Origin of the sequence: Roseibium hamelinense (assembly GCF_007830545.1) — a bacterium.
Taxonomy (GTDB): Bacteria; Pseudomonadota; Alphaproteobacteria; order Rhizobiales; family Stappiaceae; genus Roseibium; species Roseibium hamelinense.
This window is the reverse complement of the sequence record NZ_VLLF01000022.1, coordinates 1-2,499: the sequence shown is the minus strand read 5'-3', so window position 1 is coordinate 2,499 and position 2,499 is coordinate 1. Positions and strand designations below refer to the sequence as shown.

Genomic DNA, 2,499 nt, shown 5'->3' with positions numbered 1-2,499 from the left:
TGTTGATTTTCACCGAGAACTGCCCCGGTATTTCCACCGAGAATTGACCCGCCTTTTGTGTATGGAACGGCAGTTACGCCGTGGTCAAGATTTTGGTTTCCTCCCTTCGTTGTCGGCCTGATTTGCGGTGCTGTTTTTGAAGCGGAAGCTTTCGTTTCCGGTTTCAAGGATATGGCAGTGGTGGGTGAGCCGGTCGAGCAGTGCGGTGGTCATCTTGGCGTCCCCAAAGACTGATGCCCATTCCGAGAAGCTCAGATTGGTGGTGATGATGACGCTGGTGCGCTCGTAGAGCTTGCTCAGAAGATGGAAGAGCAGAGCACCGCCGGACGCGCTGAACGGCAGGTATCCCAACTCGTCGAGGATCACGAGATCGGAATGGACGAGCCGGTTGGCGATCTGGCCCGCCTTGCCTTGGGCTTTCTCCTGTTCCAGTGCATTGACGAGTTCAACGGTGGAGAAGAAGCGGACACGTTTGCGGTGATGTTCGATGGCCTGGATGCCGAGGGCGGTCGCAAGATGCGTCTTCCCGGTTCCGGGCCCCCCGAGGAAGACGGCATTGTGAGCCTGCTCGATGAACTCGCAGCGGTGAAGCTGGCGCACGAGCGCCTCGTTGACTTCGCTGCTGGCAAAGTCGAATCCGTTCAGGTCCCTGTAAGCTGGAAAGCGTGCGGCCTTGAGCTGATAGGCCACCGATCTGACCTCCCGCTCCGCCGTCTCTGCCTTGAGCAATTGGGACAGGATCGGAATGGCAGCCTCGAAGGCGGGAGAACCCTGTTCGGTGAGGTCGCCGACAGCTTGAGCCATGCCGTGCATTTTGAGGCTCTTGAGCATGATGACGACAGCGGCGCTGGCTGGATCATGACGCATGGCGGGCCTCCTTCAGTTTGCGCAGGGCGTCATAGCGTTCGACATTGGCCTTCGGTTCCTGGCTGAGAGACAGGGCCTGTGGCGCCCGGATGACCGGAGGGGTCACCGGCTTTCCGTCCGTCAGCCGGTGCAGAAGGTTGAGGACATGCGTCTTTGTCGGAACGCCTGCGTCCAATGCCGTCTCGACTGCCGTCAGGACAGTCCGCTCGTCATGATGAAGCACGAGAGCGAGGATCTCGGCCATTTCCCTGTCCCCGCCAGGCTTCTTGAGCAGATGCCGTTGTAATGACGTGAAGGCTTCCGGCAGTTCGGCGAAGGGGGCACCATTACGAAGCGCACCTGGTTTGCGTTGGATGACGGCCAGATAATGCCGCCAGTCATAAACCGTTCTGCCGGGCCGGTCATGAGACCGGTTGATGATCCTCTGATGCTCGCAGACGCTCAAGCCTTCCGCGACCACGGCGATCCTGTCCGGATAGACCCGCAAGCTGACAGGGCGGTTGGCAAACGATGCCGGCACGCTGTAGCGGTTGCGCTCAAAGTGAACCAGGCAGGTTGGCGAGACCCGCTTGGCATACTCGACAAAGCCGTCGAAGAGACGGCCGACCTGCATAAGCTTGGAGACTTCTTCGGCCCAGATATCTGCGATCGTCTCTGGTTGCGTTCCATGTGGGATGGTCTGCCAGAGATCTTTGCAGCGGTTTTCCAGCCAGTCGTTCAATTCCTCGAGGCTGGCCACGCGCGGCATCGGCTGCCACAGTCTGTGCCGGGCATCCCGTACATTCTTCTCGACCTGCCCCTTCTCCCATCCGGAAGCCGGATTACAGAACTCGGCTTCGAAGAGATAATGACTGACCAGGGCCGAGAAGCGAGCATTGACCTGGCGGTCTTTGCCGCGCCCGACCTTGTCGACAGCGGTCTTCATGTTGTCATAGATCCCGCGTCGGGGAACGCCGCCCAGAACCCGGAAGGCATGGTTGTGGGCGTCGAACAGCATCTCGTGGGTTTGCAGGAGATAGGCACGGACGATGAAGGCCCGGCTGTAACTGAGTTTGAAGTGGGCGACCTGCAACTTGGTCCGCTCGCCACCGATGATCGCCCAGTCTTCGGACCAGTCGAACTGGAAGGCTTCACCGGGCTCGAACGCCAGCGGCACGAAGGTTCCGCGGCCGCTGGTCTGCTGCTCGCGCTGCCGGTCAGCTTTCCAGTCTCGCGCGAAGGCGGCCACCCGGCCATAGGAGCCATCATAGCCCAGGCTCACCAGATCGGCGTGCAACTGCTTGATCGTCCGTTTCTGCTTGCGCGATTTGGTCGACTCTGCTCGCAACCAGGCCGACAGCTTGTCGGCAAAGGCATCAAGTTTGCTGGGCCTCTCGGGAACCTTGAACACGGGTTCAACCGTATCATCCCGCAAATACTTGCGCACTGTGTTCCGGGACAATCCGGTGCGCCGGGAGATCTCCCGGATCGAAAGCTGATCACGAAAATGCCAGCGTCTGATAACGCTCAACAACGCCATGTCTATCACTCCGTATTCCCCCGCCGAAATCACTCAGGGGTGGGTTTAAACATGGGTCAGTTCTCAGTGAAAAAATCGGGCCTCACCGGGTCAGTTCTCGGTGAAAATCAACA

General features: G+C 59.3%; 2 protein-coding genes. Both read right to left on the bottom strand.

Annotated features, from left to right (window positions below):
• Positions 1 to 84: 84 nt before the first annotated feature.
• Positions 85 to 867 carry an IS21-like element helper ATPase IstB gene (gene istB, locus JM93_RS21615; RefSeq protein ID WP_145347766.1) on the bottom strand — a complete coding sequence of 261 codons (783 nt, stop codon included), beginning with the start codon at positions 865 to 867 and terminating at the stop codon, positions 85 to 87.
• Positions 857 to 2,386: an IS21 family transposase gene (istA, locus tag JM93_RS21610; protein ID WP_145347764.1), complete on the bottom strand. Its 1,530-nt coding sequence runs from the start codon at positions 2,384 to 2,386 to the stop codon at positions 857 to 859. The genes istB and istA overlap by 11 nt, the downstream gene beginning before the upstream one ends.
• Between the last annotated feature and the right edge of the window lie 113 nt (positions 2,387 to 2,499).